Below are 16,742 nucleotides of genomic sequence, written 5' to 3'. Positions count from 1 at the left end.
TCATCGCTCAAGTTTTCAAGCTGCTTGAGAATGAGGAGGCCGACCATCAACCGGACAGGTTTTCCGGGGCGACCGGAAGCAGCATAAAGTGGCCGGAAGTTATCCTCGAACACCTGCCACGGGATAACCTTGGCCAATCCGAGAAGGTGGTTTCGAGGATCAAGCTGATCGAGCAGATCCGGGCAAAGGAAGCTGCGCTGGTGGTCCGATTTTTTGGGCTGCATCGTTGATAACCTCGGAGTGATTTCGACCAGAAAAATGCATTTTTCACTGCATTACTGGTTATTCGAAATACGTTATTTCCGAGTAAATTTCAATTTATTTCAGTATATTGTCATATTTTCAGGGTCGACTAATTATTTTAGCGACCTTGTTTTCGTTCAAATAGGCGGGGCAATGGTGACTACGGTGCGCATGTCGGTGATCGCTCTGATCCCGTGGGGTACGGCAATGTCGCAGACGAGAACATCGCCGGCTTTGGCCGGCAGGGTCCCGTCTTTCGCCAAAAATTCGCCTTCGCCCTCCAGGATGAGGATGGAAAGCTGGCCCTCGATGTCGTGCGAGTGGATGGGCAATTGCTGGCCTGCCCGGAAGTTGAAGTTCAGGATTTTGAAATAGGGAGACTCGTGGACCAGTAACTTCTTCAAGCCAAGGTCGTTGAACCCATTGGCTTCGAATAGATTGATTTTCTTCATGATGTTTCTCCTTGTGGATATTGCTGAACAAAATCGTCATGCCACATAGGTAATGCGAAAAATACGATTGTACATTTTATTTGCTTGCTTTCAGAGCAGTGTCAATCAGGGTCAATAATTTGTGGAGTTGGATCTGATCAGTCTGTCTTAATGCTCCAGACCGGGTTCTTCTGGATATTTGGCGATGTTTCACCTGCTCAAAAAACAATCAGGGCCCTGGCTGGCAGCCAGAGCCCTGATCAAAGATGCCTATTTCAGCCAGCATTAACCGGCAGTTGCGACCGGCTTGACCTTTTTGTTTTCATCCCAGATCCGCTCGGCCTTGGGCGTGACCTTCAGATACTTGAACCACTTGTGGCTCGCCATGTGTTCCGGGTCCATCTGAAGTTCGCGGCTGTGCTCCATGATGGGCGGCACGAGTTCCTTGATGTCCTGGGACAGTGCTTCGGCGGTCGTGAAGGCTGCCGCCTTGATGGCGATGTCCACGGCCTTCTGGCTGTACTGCTGGGACTTGGCAAGGGTATCCAGGGCCTTGGTCGGATTGTGGAAGCCGACGCTGTTTTCTGCGGAGACGAGGTCCCAGAAGAACTGGCCTTTGCGGCACATCTGGCGGGCTTCGATCATGAGCTTGTCGTAATCCACCGGCTTTTCACCCGCGAATTCGCTGGCCATGCGGATGGCCTCGTGCGCCTTGACCGAGGTGTTCTGGGCGACCATGAGCTGCTGCCAGACTTTGTCCTGAGTGTAGATGACGCGCTGCTTGAGATAGTCCGGCGTCTTGTCCGTGTGGCATTGGCGGCAGGCCTTCATGTCCGGATCCTTGAGGGGCGAATTCCAGTGGTGGTTGGACATCTTCTTTTTGCCGTCGAGGCGGGTGTAGCTCATGTGACAGTCTGCGCAGCTCACTCCCGCCGCACCATGCACCCCGTTGTGCCAAGTCTCGTACTCGGGGTGCTGAGCCTTGAGCATCGGGGTCTGGGACACGGGATGGATCCAGTCGACGAAGTTGCCCTCAAAGCCTGGGATCTTTGTGTCACCATGGGTGGTGTAATATTCGTAAATCTGTTCGGGATCCTTGCCCTGCGCCCACGGGAAGACGACCTTTTTGGGTGCTCCGAAACTCTTGTCCTGGAAATAGTATTCGACGTGGCACTGACCGCACATGAGTGCCCGCTGTTCGTTGCGGGACAGGGTCTTGAAGTCCTTGCCCTCGGCCTTGAGGTGATCCTGGAGAGGCACCGAATAGAGACGGAGTTCCATGTTGGCCGGATCATGACAGTTGGCGCAGCCGATGGTGTTCTCGTCCATGTCGACTTCCTCGCGGAACTCGTTGAAGTCCTTGGCCCAGAACTCGTCACCGTATTTGCCGATCCATTCGTTCATCTTGGCGCCCTTGCAGTTCCAGCAGGTGGCGGGCAGGCCGGCTTTTTCGTCGTAGCGGTTCAGGCGGTCGATGTTCAGGATGTCCTTCATGGCGTAGGTGTGACCGCGTGCCGCCTTGTATTCATAGCTAAAGGGATACCCGAGCCAGAGGTTTTTGAGGTAGGGCTGGGCGTGCTTGTACCCCTCGGGCAGGGGATTGACGTTGTCGTGCTTGTTGTAGGCCACGGACCCGCCGTACTCGGTCATGATTTCCGTTTCGTTGTTTCTGAGGTAGGTCTCGTAGTGCAGGGGGAATTCAGCCTTAAAGGCGGAGTTTTTTATTTCGTCAGATTTGAGTTTGGTTTTGAACTCCGGCGCCTTCGGTTCGGAAAAGTCGGAACAGGCGGTCAGGGCCAAGGCGAGGCCGATCGCCAAAACGAGAATCGAGGTTGTGGTGTTACGCATCGGCTGCGCTCCTTTTTGCTACGGGTATTTTCGGAGTGTGGGGTACATGACGGTGGCAGTCCGTGCAGAATTTTTTGCTCTGCATGACAACGGTGGATGTGGTCGCGCTGTGGCACCGTTGACAATTATCCTGCGTCACCGCTTTTGTGTCATCGCCCGGATGAATAAGATCGGGGATGTTGCTGCTGACAGTGGCCAGGATATCTCGTGTGCCTTCTTTGGCCTTGAACGGGATTTTGGCCACCAGATTATGCGGGGCGTGGCATTCGTTGCACGCTAGTTCGGCATGGACCGAGCGCTTGTGCGTCAGGGCCGCTTCCGACATGGAGTGACAACTGCCACAAAACATGGCCTGATCTGTCGTGTTCATGGCCACAGCCGCGCCGATCGTGATCAGCACGCCGACGATGGCCGGAGGGAGGACGCGACTCCATTTGATTCCTCCGGGTTCTTTTTGTTCAAGAAGCATCAGTCCCTCCTGTTAAAAAATTCACATGATTTCTTTCACGTCTGTGACGAAGACGGATGTAACTTCGAGTAGAGTAAGCATCCCGCTCGGCTGTGCGATTGTCCATAGTTCAGATTCTGATTTGTTTCAATGTGTTAATCGAGGATGGTTGGCCAAGATGCCATGTATCTGTCTCAAATTCAAAGACGCGGCCTTGACAAAGGCTGATAGCGAAACCAATGAAAGTTATCAATTGCTTTCTTTGGAGACATAATGACCTCGACATCAAAATATCTTTCGGCGGAGGAGAGACGGGCCATGGCCGTCAAGGCGGTGCTCGAATTAGCTGCCGTTCAGAATCCAGGCGAAATTACGACTACAGAAATCGCTGCGCAAATGGGCTTGTCCCAAGGCGGCATTTTTCGACATTTTTCCAGCAAAGACGAAATCTGGCGCACAGTCATGGAGTGGGTTGCCACAGAATTGCATTCCCGCGTTGCACGTGCGGCGGAAAGCGCCAACAGTCCAATCTCCTCCCTTGAGGCAATGTTCATGGCCCACGTAGCCTTCGCGATTGAATATCCCGGAGTTCCGCGCATGTTGTTCGGGGAGCTTCAGAAAACAGAATCAACTCCAGCCAAAATCGCCGTTGCCTCGTTGCTTGAACGATACGGAAAACTCCTGACATTGAAGCTGGAGCAGGGAAAGTCCTGCGGCGAGGTGGATTGTTCGATCTCAACTGAAGCAGCGGTCGCTCTTTTTGTCGGAACTGTTCAAGGGCTCATCATCAAAGCGGTGCTATTTGGTGATGTTGAGTATTTGCGCCAGGGAGCTCCAGAGGCGTTTGCCTTGTTTCGTCGCGCCATAAGGAAATCCATATGATGAGTCTCATGTCCCGCAATAAATTTCTGCTACTGGTGGTGCTAGGCCTTTTGGCAGGGGCCTTCATTTACGTAGTGCTGCGTTCCGGCCCGCTGGCTTCCGTTTCGGTCACGGTGTTCGAGGTCAAGGAAATGGCTGTTGAGCCGTCGCTTTTCGGCATCGGCACAGTGGAGGCGCGGTACACGCAGAACATCGGACCGACAGGCTCCGGCCGGGTTCTCACGATTTTGGTGGATGTCGGGGACCGGGTCGAGCCGGGGCAGGTCATTGGTGAAATGGATCCCGTGGATCTCGATGACAGGCTCGACGCCCAGGATGCCGCCCTGCTGCGCGGCGCTGCGACGGTGCGGGCTGCCGAAGCCCAGGTTTCGGAACTGCGGGCGAAAACAACCTACGCCGAATCCCAGGCCCGCCGCTTTGAAACCCTGGTGCAGAGCGGAGCGGTGAGCAGGGAGGCCTTTGAGGCCCGCCAGCAGGAGCTGCACGTCGCGCAGAGCGGACTCAAGGCCGCCATTGCGACCGTGGCTTCGGCCAAACACGAATACGACCGTCTCACGTCCGAAGGGGCTGGCATATCCCGCCAGCGTGAAACCGTCAGACTGGTTTCGCCTGTTGCCGGACTGGTTACCAGGCGGCTGATCGAGCCCGGCACGACTGCCGTGGCCGGACAGACCGTGGTGGAGATCATCGATCCGGACCACATCTGGGTGAATGCCCGCTTCGACCAGCTTCGGGCTTCCGGCCTTGCGACCGGTTTGCCGGCGCGTGTCGTGCTGCGTTCCCGTTCATCGGAATCGCTTCGGGCACATGTGCTTCGTGTCGAGCCGGTTGCGGACGCCGTGACCGAAGAGCTGCTGGCGAAAGTGGTTTTCGAATCCCTGCCCGACCCTTTGCCTGCCATGGGCGAACTGGCCGAGGTGACCGTGGATCTGCCTGCCCTGCCGCCTGCTCCGGCCATTCCCGGTAGCAGCGTGCTGCGAGACAAAAACACGCTTGGAGTCTGGGTGGTTGAAGGCGGGAACATCGAATTTGTTCCCGTTGAACTCGGACAGGGAGACTTGGACGGGTTGGTTCAGGTCCGCAAAGGGCTGCGTGCGGGGCAGACCGTCGTCTCGCACAGCGCGTCCACGCTGACGGCCAGAAGCGGCATCAAGATTGTGGATCATCTTCCGGGGGTGCCCAAATGATCAGCCTGGCCGGGCGCGACATCCTGCATTCCTGGGGAAAGTTCGTCTTCACCGGGGTCGGGCTTGGCCTGCTCATCGGGGTGACTCTGTCCATGGCCGGGATCTATCGCGGCATGGTCGAGGACGCCAAGGTTCTCCTGGACAACAGCGGGGCGGATTTGTGGGTCGTGCAGCAGGATACCCTGGGCCCTTACGCCGAATCCTCGACCATTCCCGACGACGTCTATCGCTCGATTCTCGGCATGGAGGGAGTGGAGCGGGTTTCGAATGTTACCTACTTGACCATGCAGGTCCGGCACGACGGCGGCGACGTGCGGGCCATGGTTGTCGGAGTGGTTCCGGGAGGGCCGGGAGAGCCTGGGCAGCCCATTTTTCTGGTGGCCGGGCGACATATCACCCGCAGTCATTACGAGGCCGTGGCCGATGTCAAAACCGGCTTCAGGCTGGGGCAACAGATTGTCATCCGCAGAAATGTCTACACGGTGGTCGGGCTGACCCGGCGGACGGTTTCCTCGGGCGGCGACCCCATGGTCTTCATTCCGCTCAAGGACGCCCAGGAGGCGCAGTTCTTGAAAGATAACGACGCCATCGTCCGTTCCCGCCAGCGGGCAGCGCAGAATCCGGCATTCAACCGGCCGATTCCGGGCCTTCTCGATGCCGTCATCGCGTCCCAATCCACCAATTCCAACGTCAATGCCGTGCTGGTCAGCCTCGTTCCCGGTCATGTGCCGATTGAAGTGGCGAAATCCATTCAGCGCTGGAGCAGGTACCAAGTCTATACGCGGGCGCAGATGGAGGAAATCCTGATCGAAAAGCTCGTGGCCACGTCGGCCCGTCAGATTGGCATGTTTCTGGTCATTCTGTCCGTGGTCAGTGCGGCCATCGTCGCCTTCATCATTTATACGCTGACCATGGGTAAGATCCGGGAGATCGCGGTTCTGAAGCTTATCGGCACGCGGAACAGGACCATTGCTTCGATGATCCTGCAACAGGCGCTGGGGCTCGGGCTGATCGGCTTCGTGGTAGGCAAGATCTCGGCCACGCTGTGGGCCCCCATTTTTCCGAAATACGTTCTGCTCCTGCCCGAAGATGCGGTGCGCGGGCTGATCGCCGTCATGATCATTTGTTCACTGGCCAGCGTCATGGCGATCAGGGCGGCCCTCAAGGTCGATCCGGCCGAAGCCATCGGAGGGTGATGATGCCTGGAATACTCATTGAAGACGTGCGCAAGCGCTATGGGCAAGGTGACGCTGCGGTGGACGCCCTGAAGGGGGTGAACATGGTTGTGGGGCCGGGAGAAGTGGTCGGTCTCATCGGCCCGTCCGGTTCGGGCAAGAGCACGCTGCTCAAGTGCCTGGGAGCGGTCATCGAGCCGAGCGGCGGGAGGATGACGCTTGGGGATGACGTTATTTTCGATCAGGTCTGGAAGATTTCCGATTTGCGGGCGCTCAGACGTGACAAGATCGGATTTATCTTTCAAGCGCCCTATCTCATTCCTTTTTTGGACGTTACAGACAACGTGGCCTTGCTGCCGATGCTGTCCGGTCTTCCTAACTCCAAGGCCAGAGCCTTGGCCCAGGAATTTCTCGAAGCTCTCGACGTCGGGCACAGGGCCAAGGCCATGCCTTCCCAGCTTTCGGGAGGGGAGCAGCAGCGAGTTTCCATTGCCCGCGCCCTCGTCAATCGACCGCCTGTCATTCTGGCCGACGAGCCGACCGCACCCCTGGATAGCGAGAGGGCTATGGCCGTGATTCGAATCTTGAACCAGATGGCCAAACAGTTTGAAACTGCGATCATTGTCGTGACCCACGACGAGAAAATCATTCCGACTTTTAAGCGATTGTACCAAATACGAGATGGGCGAACTGAGGAGCAGGCAGGCGAAGGAAGGGCGATAGATTAAATCGATAAGGAGGGTGGAATGAAGGATCATTGTGACGCTTTGGATTTGACAGAAGATGATGTCATCAACGCCATGCGTTCCATGCAGGGATATATTGATATTACTCCTGGGGATTTTCGAGAAATTTATTCACTTGCTTATGATTTGGCATTGAAGAGAGTTCGTTCACTTGGAAAAGCAGAAGATGTGATGACGTCTCCCGTGCATTGTCTTAACCGTGAAATGAGCGTCTCTGAAGCTGGGTCATTTATGGCTTTGCACGGCATCAGCGGTGCTCCGGTTGTCGACGAGCAGGGGATAATCTGTGGGGTTGTCTCGGAGAAGGATTTTCTCAGAAAAATGGGGCTGCCAGGAACTGCCACATTCATGGCTGTTGTGTCGCGATGCATGACTATTTATGGATGCTTGGTTTCTGATCTGGGAGGTTTGAGTGTTCGTGAACTTATGAATTGTCCACCGATTGTCGCGACCAAGGAAACAACCTTGGCGGAAATTTCAGAACTTTTTTCTAAGCACTCCATCAACCGTGTGCCAATTTGTGATGCTAACGGACGTCCAATTGGGATTGTCACTAGGACCAACCTCGTCAGTTCTTTGTGTCAGGTGAGCTAAGACATGAACTTTTTCACAAAGGTCAAAGGGACGACACAAAGCCCCCCTAGGGTCGGGATTTCTGAGGTTGCCTGGTCTTGGCTTGGGGCTTTTGTAGGCATAGCCCTCGTCGGGTTGCTTCAAGGGGTGTTTGTGGATGAGTTCGGCCAAGGTTTGCTCATTGGATCCTTTGGCGCAACTGCGGTCCTCGTTTACGGAGCGATTCGAAGTCCGTTGGCTCAGCCCAGAAATGTTCTTGGGGGACATATCATTTCCGCATTGATTGGGGTTATGTCGTATCAGCTTATTGGAGATATTGTCTGGCTGGCAGCAGCTTTGGCCGTTTCTACATCCATTGCCGTGATGCATATGACAAAAACGCTGCACCCTCCAGGAGGGGCGACGGCTCTTATTGCTGTTATTGGCGGAGAGTCAGTGCATAAATTGGGTTATTTTTATGCATTTATACCTGTTGGAGTCGGGGCTATTATTCTTATTATTGTTGCTGTTGTTTTAAATAATTTTGCAAAAAACAGGCGTTATCCCGAATTTTGGTTTTAAAAAATATGAGGTGTTAATGAAAAAACTCTTTGCATCAAAGTTAATCTCTTTTTTATCGCTAATTCTTTTCATTATTAATATTTTTATTGTGTGGAGTGTATATTCAATTCATTCTTCTTTAGAGCGCGATGCTAATCTAATTAGCAATATAGGTTTTATTCGTGGCTCAACACAAAGAATTCTGAAATTTGAATTGCTTAAAAATATTGATAGTGCTGATTATTCTGTTAGCGAGGTGGATAAAATATTTGATATTTACGTTGCGGAAGGCAAGTCGTCTGAATTTAGGTTTGATCCAGAGATATTTCAGCCTTTTAAAAGCCTCTACGGTGAATGGAATGCGTTTAAAGATATTTTATATAAAAATAGATCTGAAAATCAGCAATTTTTACAAGAACTGTCTTTGATGAGTGAATCTATTTGGAGTGGTTCAAATTCTCTCATGTTGAGAAAAGTTATTGGATCTGATCGTAAAACGTCAAATATTAAAAAATTGTACTATTATGTATTTTTCCTTTTTGCATCATCGTTCATTTTTTATATGATATCTAAATTTTTCGTGCAAAAAGTCGAGCATAGCTCTTGTCATGATAGCCTGACATCTATTTACAATAGAAGCCAATTTGATATGGATATCAAAGAAGAGATAGATAGATACGACAGGAACAAGAGGGAGTTTTCATTGTTCATAATGGATATAGATCATTTTAAAAAAGTTAACGATTCTTTGGGGCATGCAGAAGGTGACAGGGTCCTGAAGAAAATGGCTGGGACGGTCAGGCAACATATCAGAAAGACAGATTTTTTCTATCGGATCGGTGGAGAAGAATTTGCTGTTTTGTCACCCGAGACAGATCGCGAAAGCGCGTTGCTTTTGGCTGAAAAAATTCGGAGCTCAGTGAAGAAAGAATTTTCCAAAGACAAGTCCAAGATAACAATTAGTATAGGTGTTTCCGTATATATGGGTGGAATCAGTCATTACGATTATTATAATCAAGCTGACAAAGCTTTGTATGAAGCTAAAAGAACTGGAAGAAATAAGTCTGTTATTTTCGATAACATGAATCTTCAACGGAGTGAATAATGAGAAAAGTTGCAGAATCAGTGTATTGGGTTGGCGCAGTGGATTGGGATCGGCGGCTGTTCGACTCTTTGGTCCCTCTTCCCGACGGGACGACCTACAATGCCTACCTTGTGGAAGGCAGCGAAAAAACAGCGCTCATTGACGCGGTGGATCCCGATATGGTCGATACGCTGCTTGGACATCTGGATGGGGTGGAAAAGGTCGACTATGTCATTTCCCAGCATGCGGAGCAGGATCATTCCGGGACCATTGCCTTAGTGCTGGACCTGTACCCGGAGGCCAAGGTCGTCACCAACGCCAAGGCCAAGTCTATGCTCATGGATCTTTTGCTCATCCCCGAGGACAAATTCATCGTGGTTGGGGATGGCGAAACCCTTTCTCTTGGCGACAAGACGCTCACATTCATTCTCACGCCTTGGGTGCACTGGCCGGAAACCATGTCCACCTATCTGGCAGAGGACAAGCTCCTGTTCAGTGGCGACTTTTTTGGCTCGCACATAGCCACGAGCGATCTCTTCGTGCGCGACCAAGGCCGGGTGCTTGAAGCCGCCAAACGCTATTTCGGCGAGATCATGATGCCGTTTCGGACCATAATCGCCAAGAACCTGGAAAAACTTAGTCCATACGACATCCGCATGATCGCCCCGAGTCACGGCCAGATCTACGATAGCCCCGGCTGGATTGTGGACGCTTACAAGGACTGGGTTTCAGGCGTGGCGCACAACCTAGTGGCCTTTCCCTTTGTGTCCATGCACGGCAGCACGAGGCTCATGGTCGACCATTTGGCGGCGGCCTTGTCCGAACGCGATGTGCGGGTGGAACTCTTTAATCTTGCCGTGACCGACATCGGCAAGTTGGCCATGTCTCTGGTGGATGCTGGCTCCATCGTGCTCGGTACTCCCACGGTGCTTGCCGGTCCGCATCCCATGGCCGCCTACGCAGCATTTCTGGCCAACGCCTTGCGACCCAAGGCCAAATATCTGTCCATAGTCGGTTCATATGGATGGGGCGGCAAGACAGTGGAGACACTGGCCGGCATGATACCCAATCTGAAGGTTGAGGTGCTGGATCCTGTGCTGTGCAAGGGTTTGCCCAGCGACGACACGTACGGTGCATTGGATCGTCTGGCGGATGCCATTGCCGCCAAGCATAAGGAAAGCGGCTTTCAGAGGTAGTTTTTTTCTAGTATCGATTTGAGGTGCGTGCATTGTCACGCGATTGGCAACAGTAATTATAAAGGAGGTCACTATGTTTTGCTTCCAGTGTCAGGAAACGGCGAAGAATACGGGATGCACGGTCAAAGGCATGTGCGGCAAGCCGGAAGAAACCGCCAATCTACAGGATTTGCTCATTTTTGTGCTGCGTGGCATCGCCGTTTATGGCGAAAAATTAAAGGAGTTGGGACAGCCGGACCGCTCTAATGACGACTTCGTGCTTCAGGGATTATTTGCGACCATCACCAATGCTAACTGGGATGATGTCCGTTTTGAGGCTATGATAAAGGAAGGTTTGGCTCGGCGCGACAAGTTGAAAAATGCTTTTCTTGCTGCTTACAATGCTAAAAATGGCAAAGATTTCAGCGAGCCGTTGCCCGACGCTGCTACATGGATCGGCTCCTTGTCGAATTTTGCTGATAAGGCGAAAACCGCTGGCATCCTGGCAACGGAGAACGAGGACGTGCGCTCCCTGCGTGAGTTTCTCATCATTGGCCTGAAGGGCATCGCCGCCTATGCCGAACACGCTGCGGTGCTGGGTTTCCGCAAGGCCGAAATCGACGACTTTATGCTTGAGGCTTTGGCTTCTACAACCAAAAATCTTTCCGTGGATGAAATGGTCGCTTTGGTCATGAAGGCCGGCGGCATGGCCGTGACCACCATGGCCTTGCTGGACGAGGCCAACACGACCACCTACGGCAACCCGGAGATCACCGAGGTCAACATTGGCGTGGGCAAGAATCCCGGCATCCTCATCAGTGGCCATGACTTGAAGGATATGGCTGAACTGCTGAAGCAAACCGAGGGCACGGGTGTGGACGTTTACACCCACGGTGAAATGCTTCCGGCCAACTACTATCCGGCATTCAAAAAGTACTCGCATTTCGTGGGTAATTATGGGGGCTCTTGGTGGCAGCAGAATCCTGAATTTGAATCCTTCAACGGCCCCATCCTGCTGACCACAAACTGCCTGGTGCCACTCAAAAAGGATAACACCTATCTGGATCGTCTCTACACCACGGGCGTGGTCGGTTACGAGGGCGCCAAGCACATCGCTGACCGTCCGGCGGGCGGGGCCAAGGATTTCTCGGCGCTGATCGCTCAGGCCAAGAAATGTCCGCCGCCAGTCGAGATCGAGACCGGCAGCATCGTCGGCGGATTCGCCCACCATCAGGTCATGGCACTGGCCGACAAGGTGGTGGAGGCGGTCAAGTCTGGAGCGGTCAAGCGCTTTGTGGTCATGGCCGGCTGTGACGGTCGCCAGAAGTCGCGCGAGTACTACACTCAGGTGGCCGAGGCCTTGCCCAAGGACACCATCATCCTCACGGCTGGTTGCGCCAAGTATCGTTACAACAAGTTGAATCTCGGAGACATCGGCGGCATCCCCCGCGTGCTGGACGCTGGGCAGTGCAACGATTCCTATTCTCTGGCGGTCATTGCGCTGAAGCTCAAAGAGGTCTTCGGTCTGGATGACATCAACAAACTGCCCGTGTCCTACGACATCGCATGGTATGAACAGAAGGCGGTGGCTGTGCTTCTGGCGCTGTTGTCCCTCGGCGTGAAAGGCATCCGTCTCGGACCCACGCTGCCGGGCTTCCTGTCCCCTGCCGTGGCCAAGGTCGTGATCGAAAAGTTTGATCTGAAGCCCATAGGTACTGTGCAGGATGACATTGCGGCAATGATGGCCGGAAACTAGATACAGGGGGGCTTAGCTCCCCTTTTTTTATCGAATGGCTGATCACTGCTTTAGAGATTCGTTGAGGCTTCCAATCATATTTTGTGTTGGATTCAATGGAGGGCAGAAATGATAAGTCCAAAGGTAAAGGCTGTTTTCTTTTTTTGTCTCGCGTTGACATTTGGCGTCCTGATTTTCGGTGGATACGCCATCAACAAGGAAAAACCACCCATTCCCGCCAAGGTCCTGGATCATTCAGGGAGCATCCTGTTCACAGGCGAGGACGTCATCGGTGGCCAGAATTATTTTTACAGCAGGGGCGGGCAGCATATCGGAACCATATGGGGGCACGGTGCGTATTTGGCGCCCGATTGGTCGGCCGACTTCCTGCACCGCATGGGTCTTTTTCTTGCAGCCCGGCACAATGGGCTGGACGCTCCCCAGGCCGGCGCGTTCACTCATGACGACTTCAAGAAAATGGACCCGGCCGAACAGGCCCGGCTCCAGGCCGTGGTCACGCAAGAAATGAAAAAGAACCGTTACGATCCGCTCACCGGAGTGCTGACCCTGACGGAATTTCAGACCGAAGCGTTCAAAGCCTTGACCGGCTATTATACGGAGCTTTTTCAGAACGGAAACGATCGGATGGGCCTGCAACCGGGGATCGTCAGGACGGCCGAGGAGGGCCGCCTGGTGACGGTTTTCTTCGCATGGCTGTCTTGGGCCGCCGGGACGCAGCGGCTTGACGCCGAGCACACCTACACGACCAACTGGCCCTACGACCCGCTGGTCGGCAACGAGCCCTTACCGGACTTTCTCATCTGGTCGATCGTCAGCGTTGTCCTGCTTATTTTCGGCATAGCGGGGGCCTTGTTCGTCTATCAGCGCTATGTCGGTCAGGATGAGTACGGGAATATGCTCAAGCTCGATTTTCCGGAGCCGACGCCGACTCCGAGCCAGAAAGCGACACTCATATACTTTCTGACCGCAATCGCGCTTTTTACCTTGCAACTGGGGCTTGGCGCGGTGACGGCCCACTTCACCGTGGAAGGTAATTCGTTCTTCGGCATCCCCATCGCCTCTTTTCTGCCGTATGCGGCAGTGAGAACGTGGCACATCCAGTTGTCCATCTTCTTCATCGCCACGTGTTTCCTGGCAGCGGGCCTCTTTATCGGGCCGTTTGTCGGCAAGGAACCAAAAGGGCAGGCTTTTTGGGTGGTCGTCCTCTTCGGAGCGCTGGTGGTCGTCGTGCTGGGCACTTTGGGCGGCACCTGGCTTTCCGTCTCCGGATTTTTCGATGGCGACGGGTTCATGTTCGGCCACCAGGGCTATGAGTTCATCGAACTTGGCCGCTTCTGGCAGCTCCTGCTCATCGTCGGCATGATCATCTGGCTCATTCTCGTCTGGCGGGCCATACGCCCGGCCGTGCAGAGCGAAACGGACGGCGGCGGGCTCACGCACATGCTCCTGTACAGTTCAGTGTCCATTCCGCTTTTCTACATGGCGGGACTGCTCTACGGGAAGGGGAGCCACCTCTCGGACGCGGAATACTGGCGGTGGTGGGTCGTGCATCTATGGGTTGAGGGCTTTTTCGAGGTCTTCGCCACGGTGGTCATGGCTTTCCTGCTTTCGCACATCGGTGCGGTCAGCAAGAAATTTGCCCTGACCAGCGTGTACTTCATCGTCTTCCTGTATCTTGGTAGCGGAGTTATCGGTACCTTCCACCATCTGTATTGGAGTGGATCCCCGACCATCGTTATCGCCCTCGGAGCGGTGTTTTCCGCCCTGGAGGTCGTGCCCCTGTCGCTCTTGGGGTTCGAGGCTGCACACAACCTCAGGGTCGTGGACGAAGGTGGCAAGGGATACGCCTACAAATGGCCCATCTACTTCTTCGTGGCCGTGGCTTTCTGGAATCTCGTCGGAGCCGGCGTGTTCGGCTTCCTGATCAATCCGCCCATCGTCCTCTACTATGCCCAGGGCATCAACACCACGCCGATCCATTCGCACGGGGCGCTCTTCGGCGTGTACGGCATGCTCGCCATCTCCCTGATGCTCTTCTCTGTAAGGCATATCGTCACGAAGGCTTCCTGGTCGGACAGTCTCCTGAAATGGAGCTTTTGGGGGCTCAACGGCGGCTTGGCGGGCATGATGGTCTTTAGCCTGATCCCATCGGGTTTTTTCCAGTTCTACCATGCCGTCAAGGAAGGCCTGTGGTTTGCGCGTAGCCCTGAAATCACGTCCCACGAATTTATCCGCACCGTGACATGGATGCGCATGCTGCCGGATGTGATATTTGCGGTGGGCGCATTCTCTTTGTTGCTCTTTCTGCTGCGTTCAATCTGGCTGAGTTTCTTGAAAAAATCATAGAAGTGAATGACGGGGCGGCATGCCCGTCCCTCCACGTGATCTGGGTGCTTTGATATGTGTATTGCAATCAAAAGGGTTTACGATCCCATCGGTGATGACGGCAGGCGTATTCTAGTGGACCGCCTTTGGCCACGTGGGGTGAGTAAAGACAGCCTTAAGGGCTTGTGGATCAAGGAGGTTGCCCCGAGCACTGAGTTGCGAAAATGGTTTGATCATCAACCAGCCAAATGGCTGGAGTTCAAAAGACGATATTTTGCTGAGCTGGATTCCCGGGCGGAATCCGTCGAAAAGATTGTCAACTTTGTTCAGGATGGGAGCGTGACTCTTTTGTATTCCAGCAAAAATAAAGAGTTGAATCACGCTGTCGCATTGATTGAATATTTACATTGTATTATAAAGAAATGATTATTTTTTGATATTGGAGGCGTTGAGATGAAATCTGTACAAGAGCTTATGAACGAACACGAAGGCATTCAGTTGATGCTTTCCATTTTGCAAAATGTGGCGAAAAAAATAGTTTCTGGAAAGAATGTTCCTGCCGAAGAATTGAAAGGGATCATGGAGTTTCTGACCGTCTTTGTAGACAAATGTCATCACGGGAAAGAAGAGGACTTTTTGTTTCCCGCGCTTGAAGCTGCTGGAATAGCCAAGGATGGTGGGCCAATCGGTGTGATGCTGCAAGAGCATGAACGCGGCCGTCGCCATATTGCAGATATGAAAAAAGCACTGGGAGATTTCACATCAAGCGGCATCAATGCTGCTGAATTTGAGAAAGCTGTGGAAGAATATGTTTCTTTATTGAATCAGCATATTTTTAAAGAAAACAATGTGTTGTTTCAAATGGCTGAAAAAGTCTTGAGTGCCGACGAAGACAGAAAATTGTTCGATAATTTTGAAAAACTTGAAGTTGAGCGTATTGGTCTGGGGAAGCATGAAGAATTTCATGCATTGATGGACACACTTGCAGATAAATACCGGTAAAGAGATGCTGTTATAAAAATTGAGATTGGGCACGAAGATGAAACTTGCCTGCTGTAGTCATATTTAGTTTTGATTGGATGATTTCAAAACAATTCATGGGATGTAACGTAGGCAAAGACCGGAGTTGGGTTGCTCACTATGTATGAAAGAGGCCGGCTCTCCGGGAAAAGGGGAGACCGGCCTGACATTTTCAGCTTTCTACTACGATGACTACTCAGCCTTGGGAGAGTTTTTGCGCTTTTCCAAGAGCGTCATCTTCTGCCTGATCTTTCGGTGGTCGTGGGCAGGGATTTTGCCACAAGGGAATGAACTTCCGTAAAGCTGCGAGGCACTCAATTCTTGAGAGTTCCCCCTGACTAGGATGCCAATTCACTGCGCTGCTGTGATGCTGCCCTGTCCGGATCAATGCTGATGATCGATGGACGCGGCCTGTTCGCCATGATGGGCCCCTCCGTGGACCGCCTTCACGATCCCCTCGACGTAATGAACATAGGTGACGTACGCCTCGACATGCTCCCGGCCGGCATCGACGCTGTCGTTGGCGTGCTTTTTCGTCTCGTTGGCATGCCCGAAGCGTTCGAGGATTCCCTTTTCGACGTGAGCGGCAATGGTCTTTGCCAGTTCTGCGCCGTTTCCCTGCTCCAACGCCAGGTCCGCCTTGGCGATCACGGGTTCGACGGCGCCGGCCGCCTTGAGCCCGGTGTAGGGGGCGCCTTCGCCTGCGCGATGGACCCTGACCAGGGTTTCAAAGAAATATGTATCCGCCAGGTCACGCGCTCCGGCGTCGAGTTTGCGCACGGACAAGGTCTTTTCGAAGGCTTTGCGGATTTCCGGTTCGTCCTCGGCCTTGACCCATTTGAGGACCGGGGTGACATCTCCGTCTGCCAGGGCGGTCCGGGCGTCGGACACCACCGGGCCATCGAGGGTGTCGCAATGGGCCTGGGCGATTTGAGGCGCGATCAGGAGCGCCAGAGCAAACGATGCCACAGTCAAGAATCCTTTGATGCCGTTGTTCAGCGAGTTCATGTGTTCCTCCGTAAAGGTTGGTTGATGTCTATGCCCACCAGAACGAAACGGAACGCCAGTTTGTGACAGAAGAAAAAAATTTGTCACAAAATCGCCGCGGCCTTCGTATTGTCACTATGAAAGGGGGCTGGCAGAATCGGGGCGATTTGAGGAAACGGGAGGGAATGCCTTCCATCGAAATCGATCGTCACGTACGGGCTTCTGACAGCCTTTTTCATAAGGGCATCGCGGCGGACGTGGCATCGCGGCAGGGTGGCGGGAGGTTCGGATGACGAAACAGGGAAAAGGTGACGCAATTGAC

The 16,742-nt window shown here is 53.3% G+C and carries 17 protein-coding genes; 12 read left to right on the top strand and 5 right to left on the bottom strand.

What is annotated here, in order from left to right; translation table 11 throughout:
• The 4 genes from BMZ24_RS15080 to BMZ24_RS15065 all read right to left on the bottom strand — a co-directional run.
• A partial coding sequence (locus tag BMZ24_RS15080; RefSeq protein ID WP_143077930.1) for a transposase occupies positions 1 to 224 on the bottom strand: 224 nt, incomplete at its 3' end.
• Positions 225 to 380: 156 nt separating this feature from the next.
• Complete coding sequence (locus tag BMZ24_RS15075) at positions 381 to 695, bottom strand: cupin domain-containing protein (RefSeq protein ID WP_092193587.1); 315 nt, start codon at positions 693 to 695, stop codon at positions 381 to 383.
• A 264-nt stretch (positions 696 to 959) separates the two neighbouring features.
• Positions 960 to 2,522 carry an ammonia-forming cytochrome c nitrite reductase subunit c552 gene (locus tag BMZ24_RS15070; protein WP_092193586.1) on the bottom strand — a complete coding sequence of 521 codons (1,563 nt, stop codon included), beginning with the start codon at positions 2,520 to 2,522 and terminating at the stop codon, positions 960 to 962.
• Positions 2,515 to 2,991 (bottom strand): cytochrome c3 family protein, encoded by a 477-nt coding sequence (locus tag BMZ24_RS15065; RefSeq protein ID WP_092193585.1) that lies wholly within the window; start codon positions 2,989 to 2,991, stop codon positions 2,515 to 2,517. Before BMZ24_RS15065 ends, BMZ24_RS15070 begins: the two co-directional genes overlap by 8 nt.
• A gap of 252 nt (positions 2,992 to 3,243) precedes the next feature.
• On the opposite strand from BMZ24_RS15065, the gene BMZ24_RS15060 reads away from it, so the two are divergent.
• From BMZ24_RS15060 to BMZ24_RS15005, 12 genes are all read left to right on the top strand, one after another.
• The gene (locus BMZ24_RS15060) at positions 3,244 to 3,852 is read left to right on the top strand and encodes a TetR/AcrR family transcriptional regulator (protein ID WP_092193584.1); all 609 of its coding nucleotides are present in this window, start codon (positions 3,244 to 3,246) and stop codon (positions 3,850 to 3,852) included.
• Positions 3,849 to 5,039, top strand: a complete 1,191-nt coding sequence (locus BMZ24_RS15055) for an efflux RND transporter periplasmic adaptor subunit (RefSeq protein WP_092193583.1) — start codon at positions 3,849 to 3,851, stop codon at positions 5,037 to 5,039. Before BMZ24_RS15060 ends, BMZ24_RS15055 begins: the two co-directional genes overlap by 4 nt.
• A complete protein-coding gene (locus tag BMZ24_RS15050; RefSeq protein WP_092193582.1) occupies positions 5,036 to 6,235 on the top strand; it encodes an ABC transporter permease in 1,200 nt (399 codons plus the stop codon). The genes BMZ24_RS15055 and BMZ24_RS15050 overlap by 4 nt, the downstream gene beginning before the upstream one ends.
• 2 nt (positions 6,236 to 6,237) lie before the next feature.
• Positions 6,238 to 6,942, top strand: coding sequence for an ABC transporter ATP-binding protein (locus BMZ24_RS15045; protein ID WP_244150382.1), 705 nt, complete (start codon positions 6,238 to 6,240; stop codon positions 6,940 to 6,942).
• Positions 6,943 to 6,960: 18 nt separating this feature from the next.
• Positions 6,961 to 7,554, top strand: coding sequence for a CBS domain-containing protein (locus BMZ24_RS15040; protein ID WP_092193580.1), 594 nt, complete (start codon positions 6,961 to 6,963; stop codon positions 7,552 to 7,554).
• Between the two features lie 3 nt (positions 7,555 to 7,557).
• The gene (locus BMZ24_RS15035; RefSeq protein ID WP_092193579.1) at positions 7,558 to 8,094 is read left to right on the top strand and encodes an HPP family protein; all 537 of its coding nucleotides are present in this window, start codon (positions 7,558 to 7,560) and stop codon (positions 8,092 to 8,094) included.
• A gap of 16 nt (positions 8,095 to 8,110) precedes the next feature.
• Positions 8,111 to 9,178, top strand: coding sequence for a GGDEF domain-containing protein (locus BMZ24_RS15030; protein ID WP_092193578.1), 1,068 nt, complete (start codon positions 8,111 to 8,113; stop codon positions 9,176 to 9,178).
• Complete coding sequence (locus BMZ24_RS15025) at positions 9,178 to 10,353, top strand: FprA family A-type flavoprotein (RefSeq protein ID WP_092193577.1); 1,176 nt, start codon at positions 9,178 to 9,180, stop codon at positions 10,351 to 10,353. Before BMZ24_RS15030 ends, BMZ24_RS15025 begins: the two co-directional genes overlap by 1 nt.
• A 73-nt stretch (positions 10,354 to 10,426) precedes the next feature.
• Positions 10,427 to 12,088, top strand: a complete 1,662-nt coding sequence (gene hcp / locus BMZ24_RS15020; protein ID WP_092193576.1) for a hydroxylamine reductase — start codon at positions 10,427 to 10,429, stop codon at positions 12,086 to 12,088.
• A gap of 108 nt (positions 12,089 to 12,196) precedes the next feature.
• Positions 12,197 to 14,434 carry a nitric-oxide reductase large subunit gene (locus tag BMZ24_RS15015; RefSeq protein WP_244150381.1) on the top strand — a complete coding sequence of 746 codons (2,238 nt, stop codon included), beginning with the start codon at positions 12,197 to 12,199 and terminating at the stop codon, positions 14,432 to 14,434.
• A 54-nt stretch (positions 14,435 to 14,488) separates the two neighbouring features.
• The gene (locus BMZ24_RS15010) at positions 14,489 to 14,839 is read left to right on the top strand and encodes a DUF488 domain-containing protein (RefSeq protein WP_092193575.1); all 351 of its coding nucleotides are present in this window, start codon (positions 14,489 to 14,491) and stop codon (positions 14,837 to 14,839) included.
• A 27-nt stretch (positions 14,840 to 14,866) separates the two neighbouring features.
• Positions 14,867 to 15,415: a hemerythrin domain-containing protein gene (locus tag BMZ24_RS15005; protein WP_092193574.1), complete on the top strand. Its 549-nt coding sequence runs from the start codon at positions 14,867 to 14,869 to the stop codon at positions 15,413 to 15,415.
• A 402-nt stretch (positions 15,416 to 15,817) separates the two neighbouring features.
• Here BMZ24_RS15005 and BMZ24_RS15000 read toward each other — a convergent pair whose 3' ends face one another.
• Entirely contained in the window at positions 15,818 to 16,441 is a 624-nt protein-coding gene (locus BMZ24_RS15000; protein ID WP_208599862.1) for a DUF6448 family protein, read from the bottom strand.
• Between the last annotated feature and the right edge of the window lie 301 nt (positions 16,442 to 16,742).

It is taken from the genome of Desulfomicrobium norvegicum, from assembly GCF_900114595.1.
GTDB classification, from domain to species: Bacteria; Desulfobacterota; Desulfovibrionia; order Desulfovibrionales; family Desulfomicrobiaceae; genus Desulfomicrobium; species Desulfomicrobium macestii.
Note: the sequence above shows the minus strand (reverse complement) of the source record. Positions and strands in the feature narration are given on the sequence as shown.